Genomic DNA, 15,125 nt, shown 5'->3' on the forward strand with positions numbered 1-15,125 from the left:
GGTATAGCGCAGGCTGGAGTTGACACAACATGAATCGACGTGCGAGCACGGCTATCGGGATTGCCGCAGTGGGAATCGTGGCCACAGGGCTACTGGCACCGCAGGCCGCCGCCGACCCCGCTCCGCAGCGACATACACTCGCGCCCGGTATCTGGTGCGTAGGGACGACCTGCCGCAACGACACCGATCGGACCTATCGTATCGACTGGGATGCGATCTGCTGGAATCTCGGAGCGACGCAGGAGTGGGTCACGGTCCCGGGGCAGCATACCTGGGTGGGACCGCACAACTGGGCGGGCCTGGACACCGAATGCCCAACCGAGCAGGAACCGGGCAGATGGGTGCAGGACCCGCCCTACTACTACAGTCCCTTCGATGGCCTGGGCTACTACAGGACTCCCCCACCGCGCTGGGAGTCCGGCGATGTTCACACGGGTGTGGTCCGGGATGCACGGTACACCGGTGCGGTTCCGGATGACTCGCAGCCTCCCGCCCCCTCACCGCTCGAATCCCTCCTGGGGCTTCCCAGCGGGTCCCTCCTGGGTCTTCCCAGCGGGTCGGCGGGCGGCTGAACGAGTCTCCTCGACGAGTCCGGAAGCTTTCTCCACCGGAGCGGATCGAGTCGTGTCGTCGAGGACGAAGTACCCGGTCGGGTCGGGGTTTCGGCAGTAATCGCCGAAACACGAGGACAAGGACTCGACCGGCGGTCACGCCGGCAAAGAACGTGCCTCGAAGTGTGGCCTCGGCGCTTCTCGTAGCTACCGACCGACGCCAGGCCCTGTCCGGTGATCCTCTGTGCCGGTTGGCGTCGGCTGTCATATGTGGTTGGTCGGGGCGAGTTGCCAGATCGTGTACAGGCGCAGATCGATCTCCTGCTACCGGTGTCGGGGCGGGATCGACGGCGGCGCGAGCACCGGCAGGTGACCGATGCGATCCTGTGAAACCACGAACCGGTGTTCCGTGGCGTGACCTGCCCGAACGACATGGACCGTGGAAGACCGCCCGTGAACGGCTTCGACCGTGGACCATTGACGGGGCCTGGTAGGCGATCCCGGCCGTGCCCCGATCGAGACGCCACTACGGCTGTGTCGGAATAACCCCTGGCTGATCCGGGAGTCGGGGCTCTTCGCCCGGCACCGGTCCGGTGACACCGGGCTGTCCGGCGGGGTCCGCGACAGGTGGCGGGCCCGGTGATTCCGGGGGCGCCGGTACGGGCGGTGGTCCCGGCGGGGGTGCAGGCGGGGCCGGTGGTGCCGGAGGCGGTGGTGGCGACGGAGGCGGCTGCGGGATCGGGGGTGTTTCGGCCGGCGCCGGGGGCGCCGCGGGCGGGTCCTCGCCGTTGTCCGGGTTCTCCGGACGCGGAGTCTCGGTGGGACCCGGCTCCTGGAATGGAGCCTGCGGCGGTGGAGTGCTCGGGGACTCACCGGGGGTGTGCGGAGATTCGTTCTCGGGTGCCCGTTGTGGGGGAGTCGTCTGGGTATGGGGGGAGCCGGCGTCGGACTCGGTTGCCGGTGGCTTCGCGGGAACATCGGGAGTGGGGGCCGAGCCGTTCGGCCCGCCGGCATCGGACGAGAGCAGATGAGGCGCGGATGCCGGGTGCGGTGGCGTGAGCGGCGCCGGGGCCTCCGGGACGGGTGGGGGTGGCGGAAGTGCCGGAACACCGGTGCCGGCCGCGGTGTAGGCGGGTTTGTACACCATGTTCATGGTGAGCACGGCCTCTTGACGCAGCGCCTCCTGCGCCATCTGCGCGTCGATGACGTTCGCGGCCTCGAGCAGCCGGGCGATGGTCCCGACCGGACCGGACGAGCCGGGCGGCACGACGGCCAGTTTGACCGCCTCGGCGGCGGCGGCCACCGCGCCCAGCCGGGTGCCGACCTGGGCGAGAACATCGGCCAGGTCGTTCACCGACTCGGCGAAACTCCGGGCGCTCGTGTAGGCGGCGTCGGCGGCCTCGCCTTCCCAACCCGCGGCGTTCATGACCCGTTCGACACTGTCGCGGGTGAGCGGGAACGAGGTGCGCAGGCCGGCGGCGGCCTGAAGCCACGCCCCGGAGGTGCGCAGGATCTCCACGGCATCCATCTGCTGGGTGGCGGCGTAGATGTCCTCGTGGCGCATGGATTCGAAATGCTCCATGGCGCTGATGTAGTTCGGGTCGGTGCCGGTCATCGCGGCATCCTCGCTTCCAGGGCGTGGATGGCCGCGGTATTGGCGGCGTCGGCCTCCTCGTACAGACCCCCGCTGATCAGGAAGGCCTCCTTCATCCGGTAAGCGGCCTCGATGTAGTGGTCGAGCAGGGCGGCCGCGTCGCGGGCCTTGTGGCCGAAACCGGCCTGCAACTGTTGTGCGGAGACCAGTCCGCCGAATCCACGGGGTTCGGCGGCCGATTCCAGACTCCGGCGCAGGAAGATCAGACGTTCGGCCTGCTGCTCGTAGAAGTCGGCGCAGCGACGGGCCGCATCCGGGTCGAATTCGACCGTCCCGGTATGCGCGGCCTGGCGAAACCGGGCGATATCGGCTCGGCTGTCCTCGATGCTCATGACAACACCCCTCCGTCGGTCGACTCAGGGTAACCGGAACCGGGTCCGCCGGGCAGGGGTGTGAACGACTCAGGAAGGGATGCGTTTCTGCAGGAGGTTTGCGATCTGTTCGGCGGATGCGGGCGCCATATGGACGTTTTCGTCGGTTCGCAGCAGGTAGCGGCCATCGTCCGCCACGTCCAACCAGGTGTAGTGCAACGGTGGGGGCGGGATGGGGCGGTCGAGTCGGGTCTCGATGCGGATATGTCCCCGAGCGGTGTGCCGGGCCCGAAGCAGCCTGCGGATCCGTGGTGCGGCGGGATCGGTGGGGACGACGGTTTCCTCGTCCCGGACCGCCGTCGCCGAGGCCGTGCGGGACGGTTGGCGTCCCGGTGGGGCGGCCGGGAGCAGGGCGGTGAAGCGGGTGCCGAGCCGGGAGCTGTGGCCGATGGATACCCGGACCGACCCGCCGAAGTCGGGTGTCCGGCCCGGTTCCTGGACGGCGAGGACCGCGCGGTCGTAGACGGTGCAGGCCAGGGCGCGGATCTCACCGCTCGGCCCGGCGGTCTCGCCGATGGCGACCATCCGGGTGTGCGGTGCGGCGAGAATGCGCAGACAGGCGGACAGATCGGGATCGCCGCCGAGGGGTAGACGTCGGTCGAGTTCGGCGCGCAGGACCTCGGCATCGCGATCGGTGCGGGGAGTTTCCAGAATCCGCAACGGGTACGGGATGCGGTCCAGGTCGGTTTCGCGCCAGATATGGGCGAATTCGTCGGGTGTGAAGGTCCAATTCATACCACTCGTCCCTTCGTCGACTCCGCCGTCACCACCACCGAGCCCTCCACAGCCTAACGGGCCGGTGACAGGTCCACGAATATGTCGGTGTGGCCGTGCGAAACGGTCTTTTGCGGTACGGTCGCGCCAGGGATCTCCCTTGTGACGCAGTGTCGATGCCCGAGATCTCGAAGGCCGACACAAGTCCCGAACACCCGATACCCCGCGCCCTCTCGGGTCGACTCGAAAAGGGAGTCCTCGACGGTACGGCGATCGGAATGGAGGCCGGCGTGCAGGTTCTCGGACCGTGGAGCGACGCGGTTTCGGTGGCGACCTCGGGCGGCAGGACGAGCGAGAGTCTGTACACATTACAAACGGCCGGTCTCCGAGTGCCGGAGTGGGCCGTGCTCGGGACCGAGGTATTCGCGGCCTTTCTCACCGATGTGCCGTCGACCGTGCTCGATGGCGGACCGGAACGCGGAAAGGTCTCCGCGGTGGGCGGGCTCGACGAGTGGATTTCGACGTATGCCCGGGTGCCGGATTCGGCGGCGGCACTGGCCGCCGCCGCTCGAATACGGGCCGCCATCATCGACACCGAGTTGCCCGAGTCGGTTCGGGCGGTGGTGGTCGAGGCGTATCAACGGGTCGGCGGCGGGGCGGTTGCGGTGCGTCCATCGGTGGTGGGAGAAGAAGACAGCGACGACTCGTATGCGGGGGTGTTCGACGCTTTTCTCGATGTCGATGGGGTGGACGCCGTATTGCGTCGGGTGCGGGACTGCTGGGCCTCGGTCTTCTCCGAACGGTCCGTGCGGTACGCGTTCACCCGCGGGCGGCCTCCGGTCACGCGGATCGCGGTGGTGTTGCAGCGGTTGGTGGCGGCGCGGGCGAGCGGGACCGTGTCCACCGCGAATCCGGTGACGGGAACCGCGGACGAGTCGGTGATCAGCGTGGTCTACGGGTCGGGAGCGGAGGCGGTCGACGCCGATTCGGTGGTGGTGGACGCGGCCGGGGCCGTGGTGCGGACAGCGGTGGGCGACCGGAATGTCGCGTACCACCCCATCGGAGAAGACGGTGTGGTGACCGAGAAACTTCTCGCCGAGCGACGTGGGAAGCCGGTATTGACCGATTCCGAGGTCGGCGAATTGGTCGAGCGTGCCAGGACGGCGGCCGCTCGTCTCGGAAGCCCGCAGGAGATCGAATGGGCGCTCGACGTGGACGGATTCTGGTTTCCGCGGACCTGCCCGATCACCGCGTCCGCTGCCGGGAGTCCGGGTGAAGTGCCACCGGCCGTGGAGGTTTCACTCGCGCCCGGGCGGGCGACAGGTGCACCGGACAGCGGCGCTACCGGTCCGCCGGCCGCCGTCGACCGCGAAACGGTGCGGCGGGCTCGGATCATGGGCGCCGGGGAAGACCTGTCTGCCGGTGAGTCACGGATCTGGGACGATTTCCCCCTCGTCGAGGGTTTCGATGGCACAACCTCACCGCTCACCTTCACCACCGTCGCCGATATCCACGGCCGGATGTACCGCGAGTACATGGCGTCGTTGGGAGTGCCCGACGAACAACTCCGACAGGCCGACGACTGGACCCCCCACCTGTTCGGGTACTTCCACGGCCGGATCTACTACAACCTGCTGCACTGGTATCGCGCGATGGGCATCGCACCCGGTGGTTCGCTTGCCCGAAGGGCACTCGCGGCCATGTTCGGGGTGCCCGAGCCGATCCCCGAAGATATGGCGAAAACCCTGCGTCCCTTCGTTTTCCGGAATCCGTTCGAACGGTTTCGGATACGAGCGGTCGTCACCGCGACCTTCATTCGGCGATTCTTCGAAATCGATGTGCTGATGCGGCGGTTCCGCACCGACTTCCACCGGGTCTACGACCGCTTCGACGCCATCGAATACCGCGATGCCGCGCAGGCCTACGCGGTCTACCGTCGGGTGGATCGCGATCTGGTGCGCCGTTGGGGTCCGTTGTTGGTGCTCGACGCCATCCTGCTGACCTGTATCGGCCTGCTGACCCGGCTGTTCCTGCCGAACATCCCCACGTGGCCGCTGCTCGAACCGATGGGGCCGGACCTGGATGTCGAATCGGCCGAACCCACCCGCGCTCTGACCGCATTGGCCCGGACCGCCCACGCCGATCCCGCGCTGGTCGAACTGCTGAACACCACCGATCCCCGGGACGGCTATCGGGCATTGCGCGAGGCGGGCCGGACGGACTTCCTCGCGGAGATCGAAACCTACCTGGATCGTTACGGCCATTACGCTCCGATGGAGCCGAAACTGGAGGTTCCGGATCCACGGGAGGATCCGTCGGTCCTGTTTGTCATGCTGCGCAGCGCGTTGGCGCGGGTCGGGGAGATCGAATGCGGTCTGGATTCCGCCGGCCGCCGTGCCGCCGCTCCGGCCTATCCGGACACCCACCTGCGTGGGATCCGCCGTCTCCTCTACGACCGGCTGTGGGCCAAGACCACCCGCTGTATCGCGTACCGGGAGCAGTTGCGCTTCTGTCGGGCTCGGGCCTTCGGTACGGTGCGGCGGATTATTCGGGTAATGGGCCGGGACCTGTTCGAACGCGGAATCGTCGATGATCCCGCCGATGTTTTCTACCTGACCGAGGCGGAACTGCGCGGTTGTTACGAGGGGGCGTCCACCGATCGGTTGCACGAGCTGGTCACCACGCGCAAGGCGCTGCGGACCCGCGACGCCGAACTGGCCGCACCGGCTCGTTTCACCACGGTGGGGCCGACGTTCGCATGGGCCGAATCGGCGGCCCCGGGATGGGTGCCGACCGCCGATATCCCGGCCGCGCCCGTCGGGACGGTATTCACCGGTACACCGTCGGCGGCGGGAGTGGTGGAGGGAATGGCGGTGGTGTCGGCCGAACCCCGGGATGCGGCGGGCGGGATTCTGGTCGCCCATCGTGCCGATCCGAGGTGGGTGGCGGTACTGCCCTCGGTCTCGGCGCTGGTGATCGAACGCTCCGGCCCGCTCACCCATATCGCGATCGTCGCCCGGGAACTCGGGGTGCCGACCGTGGTGCGGGTGTCCGGGGCCGTGACGAGGCTACGTACCGGAATGCGAATTCGGGTCGACGGCGGAGCCGGAACGGTTACCGTGTTGTCCGAAGGAGAGCACGATCGTGGTATCTGAGGAAGTGGGTCGCGGGCTCGGCGACCAGGGGGCCGATGTGCAGATGAGGGCGCCGTGCCGTGGTGAGGTGACCGGGGCGCGAAAACCACCGGTTTCCACCGATGCGGAGGCGATGCGGGCATTGCTGTCCCGGCTCACCCCACAGCGGGCGAAGGTGGAGGCGTATCTGGGCGATACCTACGTCCTGGAGAGTGTGGAACAGCTGAGTCGTTTGCGGGTGGACCCCGCGACCTTCGCCACCGGCCATTCGTTGTTACTGCTCAAACCCGAGGCGATTGTGGCGCGAGCGGTGGAGAGAACCTTGAAATGGTTGGGCGACAACGGTTATCGCGTACTCGATGCGGCGGCCGTTCCGGTCGACCGGCATCTGGTGCTCGCGCTGTGGTATTACGCCTGGAATATCGTCTCTCCCGAACGGCGTCGGCTGGTCGACCTGTCGGTCGATATCTCCGATGCCCTGGTGTTGGTGGTGACCGGCTCCGATGGGGAGTTGCCCGTTCCGGTCCGCTTGGCGGCCGCCGCGGGTGCCGTCGACCCGCCGCGGCGCAAGCCGGGTGAACTGCGGTATCTGCTGGGACGGCACGACCATCCGTTGGATCTCGTACACACCCCCGACGACCCCGCCGACGTATTGCGCGAAATGGCGATCTATTTCTCCGAGGCGCGGCGCGCGCAGGTCGTGGTGCGCTCCTACACCGGCGCGGACGGTCGGGAGGCCGCCCGCGCGGCGGCCGACCGGCTCTATGCGCGGACCTCGGCCCGATCATTCGATCGTTCGGCCGCGTTGGAGCGCGTCCTGCGTGCCTTCGACCGTGACGGTGCGCCGATACCAAGGGATTTCGATCCCCGCTCCGATGCCGATTGCGCTGCCCTGCTGGCCCGGGCCTGGGCCGAGGAGCGGGAGCTGGATCCGTGGTCGGTGATCGTGCTCGGCTCGTGTGTGCTGCCTATGCGGGCCGGCGCCGGGCCGCAGACCTTGGCTCCGGTCACCGTCTCCGACTGGTCGGCGGGCCGGGAATGAGGCCGGTGCCGCACCTGCGGCGCGGGTCGCGGATGGGGTGTGGACCCGGGCGGTGTTCTTCGGAAAAACGGTGAGCGGTATCGTCCCGGTATGTCCCAGCGCGTCATTCGGATCGCCACCCGGTCCAGTCCCATGGCCGTGGCCCAGGCCGAGCAGGTGGCGGAGGGCCTCGCGGAATTCGGGGTGGAATCCGAACTGGTGAAGGTCACCTCGGCCGGTGACCGTTGGATGGGTGATCTGTCGAAACTGGGCGGTAAAGGGGCGTTCGTCAAAGAGATCGACGACGCGCTGCTGCACGGTGACGCGGATCTGGCCGTGCACTGTCTCAAGGACATTCCCGGCGATATTCCCATTCCGCCGGGGCTGGCGTTCGCCGGATTTCCGCCGCGCGAGGATGTGCGGGACGCGATCATCACCCGCGACGGCCGACCATTGGCCGAACTACCCGAGACGGCGGTGATCGGCACCAGCTCGGTCCGACGTGCCGCGCAACTGCGCCTGCACTACCCGCATCTGACGGTGAAGCCGTTGCGCGGCAATATCAATACCCGCCTCGCTCGGCTGGAGGCGGGGCATTACGACGCCCTCGTCGCGGCGGTGGCGGGTCTGCATCGGGTGGGCAGGCCGGAACGTATTGCCGAGATACTGCCCATCGAGGTCATGTGCCCGCCCATCGGCGCCGGCATCATCGCTCTCGTCTGCCGGGACGACGACACCGAACTGCTCGAGCTGGCCGGTCGGCTCGACGATCCGACCACCCGCCGCCGTGCCGACGCCGAACGGGCCATGCTGCACGCCCTACAGGGCCATTGCAATTCGCCCATCGCCGGTGTCTGCACCGTCGAGGCGACGGGACGGCTCTCGTTGCGCGGCAAGGTGTTCGACCTCGACGGCACGCGGTGGTTGGATTCGCACCATTGGGGTGTGCCGGAGGATCCGCAGGCTCTGGGCTTCTTCGTCGGCTCGGATCTGTTGCGCCAGGGCGCGCGCGCACTCATTGATTCCATACCTCACTGATCCACACCGCACTGATCCATACCGCACCGAACCGCTCCCGATTCGCGTCACCCGGTCTCGCGGGCCGGGGTGTCGGCTCGGGCGCGGTGTCGGGTGGGTGTCGTCGTTGTGGCACACAGTAGTTCGCGAAATCATCCTATGATTATTCGCGAAAGCTGTCGTACCGCAATGATCGAGCTGAAATTAAACCTATATATGATGGCGTGTTTGAGACATCGACCGCTATTCGAATTCGAGAGTTCGGATATATAACCGCTGGTATTCCGCCGTATTTCCGATGAATGGTAAGTGAGCGACTATTCGCATGTTGTTACGGCGGTGGTAGCGTCGTGAAATGGGCGTTATGCTCGGCCGCGTATCCGAAACCGTCCGTCGGAGCCGGTTTTTCGCGAGTTTGGAAAATTGATTCGTGGTGGGGTGCCGTCACGAAGTAGGCAGGGGAGTTGGGGCCGTGGCCGAGTCGTCGCTTTCACCGGCCATCCGTGAGATCACGGATCGCTCCCCGATCATATGGCAGGGACCGCTACCGGCGCTCGGGGTATGCGTATTGGTGAGTACGGGCCCCATTGTGGCCGCGATTGTTTCGGTGCCCGAATCCGTGCGAGTGTTGACCACGGTCTGGATGACCATCGCCGCCGCACTCGTCTGCGCCGCGGTGACCGCCGCGGTGTATTTCCGGGGGGTGGCGCGTGCCGCCGAGGCCGAGGCAGTGGCGGCGAACGTTCGCGCTGCCGACGCCGAGGCCCGGGCCGCCGTCATCGTGGAATCCGCGGCCGCCCGACAGGCCGAGGCGAAGGCCAGTGAACGACGGCGCGCAGCCGCGACCGCGGCGATGGCGAACGCCGCCGGCCGTATGCAGGCCATGACAACCGGCATGCTCGCCACGCTCCGAGACCTCGAACACCGGTATTCCGAACACGAAGTACTCGCCGACCTGCTGAAACTGGACCACGATACGGCACGGGCCGGACGACTCGCCGACAGTATCGCCATCCTCAGCGGTGCCCGCACCGGCCGACGCTGGGCCAAACCTATCGAAATGGAACGCGTCCTGCGGGCCGCCATGGGACGGGTGAGCGGGTACCAGCGGGTGCGGTTGCGCGCCGTCGCCGCTATCGCGGTGGTCGGACACGCCGCCGAGGGTGTGATCCACGCGCTGGCCGAACTCGTCGACAACGCCTGCCAATTCTCCCCACCCACCACCGAGGTCCACATCTACGCCGCCGAGGTCCCGGCCGGGGTGGTGGTCACCATCGAGGACAGCGGGCTCGTGATGAGCGAAACGGCATTGCGGCGCGCACAGGAGACGGTATCCGGGAAAACCGAATCGTCCGCCGACGCGATCCAGGACCTCTCCTCGCTCAACGGCACCCGATTCGGTCTCGCCGTGGTCGGCCGGCTGGCCCGCAAACACGGGCTCACCGTCAACTATCGGCCCTCGGCCCTGGGCGGAACGGCCGCCGTGGTGGTCATCCCTCGCGAACTCACCACCCGGCCGGAGAACCGCCCCCAGACCGTTCGGCCGCAGCCCCAGGCCTTCGCCCCGCCGGAATCACCCGAATCACCCGACCCGGCGAGCGTCGCCGATCCGGTGACCGAGAAGTACCGGCCGGTGAGCGTGGTGAAACCGGCCGATCGAGCCCACGGGACACATGGTTTTCCGGCGCCCCCGGGACCGCCTCATCCCCGGACCGCCCCCGGCGTGTCCCCCGTCGGGGCGCAGGGCTCCCCATCCACCACACCCGTGCTCCCGCAACGTCGCCGCGGCCACACACTCGCCGCCGCGCATCCCGAGGGTCTACCCGCCCCCGCCCCGGCCGGCGTACCCATGCCGGTTCACCCGCCGTCACCTTCGGCGCTGGGGGCATTTCAACGCGCAGTAACCGGTCGCGGCAACGAGGCCGCGGTGCCGTCCCCCAGTTCCCAGTTCGACGCTCGGGAGAACCAATGACGACCGCATCGGACCCATACCGGCTGGATTGGCTGCTCCAGCGTCTGTTGGACACCACTCCGCACACTCGACACGCTCTGCTGGTCGCCTCCGACGGAATTCGGATCTGTCACACCTCCGGGCTGGCGGTGGAGCAGGCCGACCGTCTCTCCGCCATCGCCGCCGGTATCCAGGCCCTGGCCGCCGGCGCCGCGGCCGATTTCGGCGCCGGACGCGGCGGGGTGCGGCAGTCCATGACCGAATTCGACGGTGGGATCCTGTTCGTGGTCGGTACCGGATTGGGTGCCCAGATTGCGGTCCTGTCGGATGAGGAGGCCGACGCCGGACTGGTGGGGGCGCAGATGGCCGCGCTGGTCGAACAGGTGGGGGAGCATCTGACGGTTCCGCCGCGAGTAGGCGGGGCGAGCGCGCTATGACCCGGCACGGCCGCGTGAACCAACCCGGCCGCGACGACGTCCCCGACCGTTTCTACACGCTCACCGGTGGTCGCGCCTATACCGACACCGACGCCTTCGACGTCGTGACGTTGGTGGTGAGCGAATGCGACCCGACCCCGGGGATGCCGTCCGAACACGCGGCGATTCTGAGTATGTGTCAGGCCCCCACCGCGGTCGTGGAGATCGCGGCCGAGCTGCGTCTGCCCGTCGGTATCACCATGGTGCTGCTGTCGGATCTGCTGCACGCGGGTCGGATCACCGTCCGTCATCCCACCCCCGTCGTCCCCGACGAGCACGGGTATGCCGTGCCCGACCGGGGCACCCTCGAGAAGGTGCTCGTTGGATTACGTAGCCTATGACAGTCGCCCGACCCGAGCCCAGTTCCCGCTCCACGATACCGCTCGGTATCCGCTGAAGATCGTCGTCGTCGGCGGTTTCGGGGTCGGTAAGACCACCCTGGTGCGTTCGGTCAGCGAAATCCTGCCGTTGGACACCGAAGCGGTGATGACCGACGCCGGTGCGGGGGTCGACGATATCTCCGGGGTTGCCGAGAAACGCAGTACCACGGTCGCCTTCGACTTCGGGCGGATCACCCTGTCGCCCCAGCATGTGTTGTACGTATTCGGCGCACCCGGCCAGGAACGGTTCTGGTTCCTGTGGGATCAACTGTTCGCGGGCGCCCTCGGCGCGGTGGTGCTGGTGGATCCGCGGCGCATCGCCGATTCCTGGTACGCCATCGACCGACTGGAATACCAACACACCCCGTTCGTAGTGGCCTGCAACAACTTCGAACCCATATCACCTCGACCCGCGGAGATCCGCGCGGCGCTGGACCTGGACCCCGACGTACCGCTGGTCGACTGCGACGCCCGCTCCCGCGGATCGTGCAAACAGGTCCTGATCACCCTGGTCGAACACCTGATGACGCGCGTGACCTCGTCCGCCGGATCGGAGCCACTGTCGTGACCTATTTCGAAACCGAGCCTTCCCCGACCGAGGAGATACCGCGCGCCGCGGACTACCCCGCCCAACGGGACGACGCGATCCTGTTGGACGGACCCGGATTCCACACCGATCCGCATCGCCTCTACACCCGGATGCGGGGCGAACACGGTCCGGTGGTGGCCGTGGAACTCCCGGGCGGTATTCCGGCCTGGCTGGTGATCGGCTACCGCGAACTGCATCAGGTGACCACCGACCCGGATCTGTTCACCCGCGACCGCACCCTGTGGAATCAGTGGTCGAAGATTCCGCCGGACTGGCAACTGTTACCCATGGTCGGTGCCCCGAGTCCAGGAATCTATCACTGTGGCAATATCGAGCACCGCCGCCATGTGGCAATGGTCGATTCCGCCCTGGAATCGGTCGACCCGTTCGCATTGCGCGCCATCTGCGAGCAGTTGGCCGACCGGCTCGTCGACGGTTTCTGTGGTCGTGGCCAGGCCGATGTGGTGGCCGAATTCGCCGAACCGCTTCCGGTTCTGGTGCTGTCCTGGATTCTCGGTGTTTCCGAGGACGACGGTCCTCGCCTGGCGCGGACCATGAAGGCCCTTGCCGACGGTGGAGCCGACGCCCTCGTCGCGTATCAGCATTTCATCGACCATATGCAACAGTTGCTGCAGGAGAGACAGGCACATCCCGGCGACGATCTGGTGTCGCGGATGCTTGCCCACCCCGAACCGTTCAGCGACGAGGAATACCGCCTGGATCTGCAGGCGATCACCGCGGCCGGACATCTACCGACCGCCGACTGGATCGGCAACTCGGTGCGATTGATGCTCACCGACGAACGTTTCGCCGTCGCGCTCGGCGGTGCCCGACACAGTATCGGGCAGGCCATGAATGAGGTGCTGTGGGAGGACACACCCACCCAGATCCTCGTCGGCCGCTGGGCCTCCCGCGATACCCGGCTCGGAGACAAGACCATCTACGCCGGCGATATGGTGCTGCTGGGTCTGGCCGGCGCCAACGCCGACCCACATATCCGACAGCACACCGGCGACGGCGTCGAGCCCACCCATTCCGGCAACGCCGCGCATTTCGCTTTCGGCCACGGCGAATTCCGTTGCCCCTACCCCGCCCAACAGATCGCGGAGATCATCGCCCGAACCGGTATCGAGGTGCTGCTCGATCGGCTACCCGACCTGGATCTGGCCGTACCCGAGCGCGAGTTGCAGCGCCGCCCCTCACCGTTTCTGCGCGGAATGACCTCGCTACCGGTTGTTTTCACCCCTGTTCCCGCTGTCGGAGGTCGACCATGAGTTCACAATGTCCGCACGCCCTGACCATCGATCCCATGGTCGCCGACCTGGCGGGGGAGACACGGCAACTCGGCGCGGGTCCGGCACTGGCCCGAATCGAACTGCTCGGGGTGCCCGCCTGGACCGTCACCCGACACCAGGTGGCCCGTCGAATGCTCACCGACACCCGACTGGTCAAGGACATCAATGCCTGGTCGTTGTGGCAGACCGGGGTGGTGACCCGTCAGTGGCCGCTGATCGGCATGATCGATGCGGGCCGCTCCATGTTCACCGTCGACGGCCCCGAACACCGTCGGTTGCGGATCAAGACCACCAAGGCATTGGGTCCCCGCCGTCTCGGCACCCTGCGGTCACGAATCGAGCAGATCACCGCCGAACTCCTCGACGACCTCGCCGCCGCCGGATCCGACGGCGCGGTGGTGGACCTGAAATCGGTCTTCGCCTATCCGTTGCCCATGCGGGTGATCGGTGAGCTCATGGGCGTCGATCCCGCCGACCAGAACATGCTGCTGACCTCCTACAAGGCGTTCTTCTCTTTGCTCACCCCGCACGAGGAGCGCCTACGGGTGCTGGCCGAACTCGACGAGTACTACGCCCGGATGGTGCGCGCCAAAACCGCCGCCCCCACCGACGATCTCACCTCCGATTTCATCCACGACACCGAGCCGGGTATCGAACCCCTCACCGAGGAAGAGGTCATCGGTAATCTCGAGGCGCTGGTTGCCGCCGGCCACGAGACCACCGTCAGTCTGATCCTCACCACCGTCCGCGCCCTGCTCACCCATCCCGACCAACTGCGGCTGGTACGTGATGGTGACTACCCGTGGGAGGCAGCGATCGAGGAGACTCTGCGCTGGGACGGTCCGGTCAACCATCTGCTCATGCGGTTCGCCACCGAGGACATCACCGTCGAGGACACCACCATCGAAAAGGGGGAGGGCGTCGTCATCTCCTATCGGGCGATCGGTCGCGATACCGAGGTCCACGGCCCTGACGCCGACGATTTCGATATCACCCGTCCCACCGCGAATCGCAATATCTCCTTCGGCTACGGCCCGCATATCTGCCCCGGCGCGGCCCTGGCCCGCCTCGAGGCCCGGATCGCGCTACCCGCGCTGTTCGAGCGCTTCCCCGATCTGCGGCTCGCGGTGCCGGTGGAGGAGATCGTGAACCTTCCGGTGCTCACTCAGAACGATCTGGCGGCGTTCCCCATTCGGCTCGGTATCTGAGCGGCGATCGTGACCCGAGGATCGGTTTCCCGGCGTGTCACCCCCGGCCCGAGATCCGGTTCGCCCTACCCGAGTGTTTCCCGGCTCCGCGACTCGCCGATCCCGGTGCGCCATCTCCCGAATCGGTAGAATCACCGGTCCGGGGCACACCGGCAGCATGTGGCCATCGCCCGATCCGGACCGGCCACAGGCCGATCGAATTCGGTGGAACCGCCCCGACACAACGCATGTGCCTTTTCTGCGGCTCCCCGTCGTCGTGGTCGTCGGATACTCCGTGCACTGACCGGTTGTTCACCTGATTCGGGAGTACCACATATCGATTAGCCTCCGGAATCGGTGTCCGGTTGTGCACGCCGGACCCGGGGCAGGATGCGCGCAGGACAGTGATACCGGATGCGGTTTCCACAGTGCTGTCCTTCGGTGCTCCGTGATCGGCGCTGTTCTCCACTCCGATGAATTCACCGAGGAATTCCCGCCATGTAGGGCCCGGCGGTGGCGGTCACCGGTGTGCCGTCGGCGTCGAGCGCGTCGGTGTAGATCACGATTCGATTGGGAAAATGGCGGTACCGGAGATCTTTGTTTTCCAGACAGCACAACGTAATGGAGTTCGCCGCACGCTGTACTGGTGTATCGCCGCAGTCGGACTGCTATACGCACCATTGGCATTCGGCTATGCATGGCATCTTTTCGCGTCGGAGACACCGCGGCTGCACGATGCCGTCACCGGTCTCGTCGCCGGTCGGGAATATGCGGTCGGACAATAT

At 67.0% G+C, this 15,125-nt stretch carries 13 protein-coding genes; 10 read left to right on the forward strand and 3 right to left on the reverse strand.

The features are described 5' to 3' along the window. Positions 1–77: 77 nt before the first annotated feature. Positions 78–572, forward strand: coding sequence for a hypothetical protein (locus tag ON32_RS06300; RefSeq protein ID WP_157224099.1), 495 nt, complete (start codon positions 78–80; stop codon positions 570–572). Between the two features lie 505 nt (positions 573–1,077). On the opposite strand, the gene ON32_RS28740 is transcribed toward ON32_RS06300, so the two are convergent. The 3 genes from ON32_RS28740 to ON32_RS06320 all read right to left on the reverse strand — a co-directional run bounded on the left by ON32_RS28740 (position 1,078) and on the right by ON32_RS06320 (position 3,311). Next, the gene (locus ON32_RS28740) at positions 1,078–2,166 is read right to left on the reverse strand and encodes a WXG100 family type VII secretion target (RefSeq protein WP_040789523.1); all 1,089 of its coding nucleotides are present in this window, start codon (positions 2,164–2,166) and stop codon (positions 1,078–1,080) included. Continuing rightward, positions 2,163–2,537, reverse strand: coding sequence for a hypothetical protein (locus ON32_RS06315; protein WP_040789524.1), 375 nt, complete (start codon positions 2,535–2,537; stop codon positions 2,163–2,165). Before ON32_RS06315 ends, ON32_RS28740 begins: the two co-directional genes overlap by 4 nt. Positions 2,538–2,606: 69 nt before the next feature. Beyond that, positions 2,607–3,311, reverse strand: a complete 705-nt coding sequence (locus ON32_RS06320) for an ESX secretion-associated protein EspG (protein ID WP_040789525.1) — start codon at positions 3,309–3,311, stop codon at positions 2,607–2,609. Between the two features lie 155 nt (positions 3,312–3,466). Between ON32_RS06320 and ON32_RS06325 the strand changes: the two genes are divergently transcribed. From ON32_RS06325 to ON32_RS06365, 9 genes are all read left to right on the forward strand, one after another. Further along, positions 3,467–6,445, forward strand: a complete 2,979-nt coding sequence (locus ON32_RS06325) for a PEP/pyruvate-binding domain-containing protein (RefSeq protein WP_245550839.1) — start codon at positions 3,467–3,469, stop codon at positions 6,443–6,445. Further along, positions 6,435–7,466: a nucleoside-diphosphate kinase gene (locus ON32_RS06330; RefSeq protein WP_245550840.1), complete on the forward strand. Its 1,032-nt coding sequence runs from the start codon at positions 6,435–6,437 to the stop codon at positions 7,464–7,466. The genes ON32_RS06325 and ON32_RS06330 overlap by 11 nt, the downstream gene beginning before the upstream one ends. A gap of 90 nt (positions 7,467–7,556) precedes the next feature. Continuing rightward, the gene (gene hemC / locus ON32_RS06335) at positions 7,557–8,483 is read left to right on the forward strand and encodes a hydroxymethylbilane synthase (protein WP_040789527.1); all 927 of its coding nucleotides are present in this window, start codon (positions 7,557–7,559) and stop codon (positions 8,481–8,483) included. 451 nt (positions 8,484–8,934) lie between these two features. After that, positions 8,935–10,434: an ATP-binding protein gene (locus ON32_RS06340; protein WP_083874120.1), complete on the forward strand. Its 1,500-nt coding sequence runs from the start codon at positions 8,935–8,937 to the stop codon at positions 10,432–10,434. Further along, positions 10,431–10,850 (forward strand): roadblock/LC7 domain-containing protein, encoded by a 420-nt coding sequence (locus tag ON32_RS06345; protein WP_040789528.1) that lies wholly within the window; start codon positions 10,431–10,433, stop codon positions 10,848–10,850. Before ON32_RS06340 ends, ON32_RS06345 begins: the two co-directional genes overlap by 4 nt. Further along, on the forward strand, positions 10,847–11,230 hold the full coding sequence (locus ON32_RS06350) for a DUF742 domain-containing protein (protein WP_174361603.1): 384 nt from the start codon (positions 10,847–10,849) through the stop codon (positions 11,228–11,230). Before ON32_RS06345 ends, ON32_RS06350 begins: the two co-directional genes overlap by 4 nt. Positions 11,231–11,282: 52 nt before the next feature. Continuing rightward, positions 11,283–11,837, forward strand: a complete 555-nt coding sequence (locus ON32_RS06355; protein WP_040789777.1) for a GTP-binding protein — start codon at positions 11,283–11,285, stop codon at positions 11,835–11,837. Beyond that, entirely contained in the window at positions 11,834–13,132 is a 1,299-nt protein-coding gene (locus ON32_RS06360; protein WP_040789529.1) for a cytochrome P450 family protein, read from the forward strand. The genes ON32_RS06355 and ON32_RS06360 overlap by 4 nt, the downstream gene beginning before the upstream one ends. Next, the gene (locus tag ON32_RS06365; RefSeq protein WP_040789531.1) at positions 13,129–14,361 is read left to right on the forward strand and encodes a cytochrome P450 family protein; all 1,233 of its coding nucleotides are present in this window, start codon (positions 13,129–13,131) and stop codon (positions 14,359–14,361) included. The genes ON32_RS06360 and ON32_RS06365 overlap by 4 nt, the downstream gene beginning before the upstream one ends. Positions 14,362–15,125: the final 764 nt, after the last annotated feature.

This window comes from Nocardia paucivorans NBRC 100373, from assembly GCF_000308675.1.
Taxonomy (GTDB): domain Bacteria; phylum Actinomycetota; class Actinomycetes; order Mycobacteriales; family Mycobacteriaceae; genus Nocardia; species Nocardia paucivorans.

What these genes read in the sequence shown, in the direction of transcription:
- ON32_RS06345 (WP_040789528.1), top strand. Translation starts at nt 10,431, where the DNA reads ATGACGACCGCATCGGACCCATACCGGCTGGATTGGCTGCTCCAGCGT.
- ON32_RS28740 (WP_040789523.1), bottom strand. Translation starts at nt 2,166, where the DNA reads ATGACCGGCACCGACCCGAACTACATCAGCGCCATGGAGCATTTCGAA.
- ON32_RS06315 (WP_040789524.1), bottom strand. Translation starts at nt 2,537, where the DNA reads ATGAGCATCGAGGACAGCCGAGCCGATATCGCCCGGTTTCGCCAGGCC.
- ON32_RS06320 (WP_040789525.1), bottom strand. Translation starts at nt 3,311, where the DNA reads ATGAATTGGACCTTCACACCCGACGAATTCGCCCATATCTGGCGCGAA.
- hemC (WP_040789527.1), top strand. Translation starts at nt 7,557, where the DNA reads ATGTCCCAGCGCGTCATTCGGATCGCCACCCGGTCCAGTCCCATGGCC.
- ON32_RS06325 (WP_245550839.1), top strand. Translation starts at nt 3,467, where the DNA reads ATGCCCGAGATCTCGAAGGCCGACACAAGTCCCGAACACCCGATACCC.
- ON32_RS06350 (WP_174361603.1), top strand. Translation starts at nt 10,847, where the DNA reads ATGACCCGGCACGGCCGCGTGAACCAACCCGGCCGCGACGACGTCCCC.
- ON32_RS06365 (WP_040789531.1), top strand. Translation starts at nt 13,129, where the DNA reads ATGAGTTCACAATGTCCGCACGCCCTGACCATCGATCCCATGGTCGCC.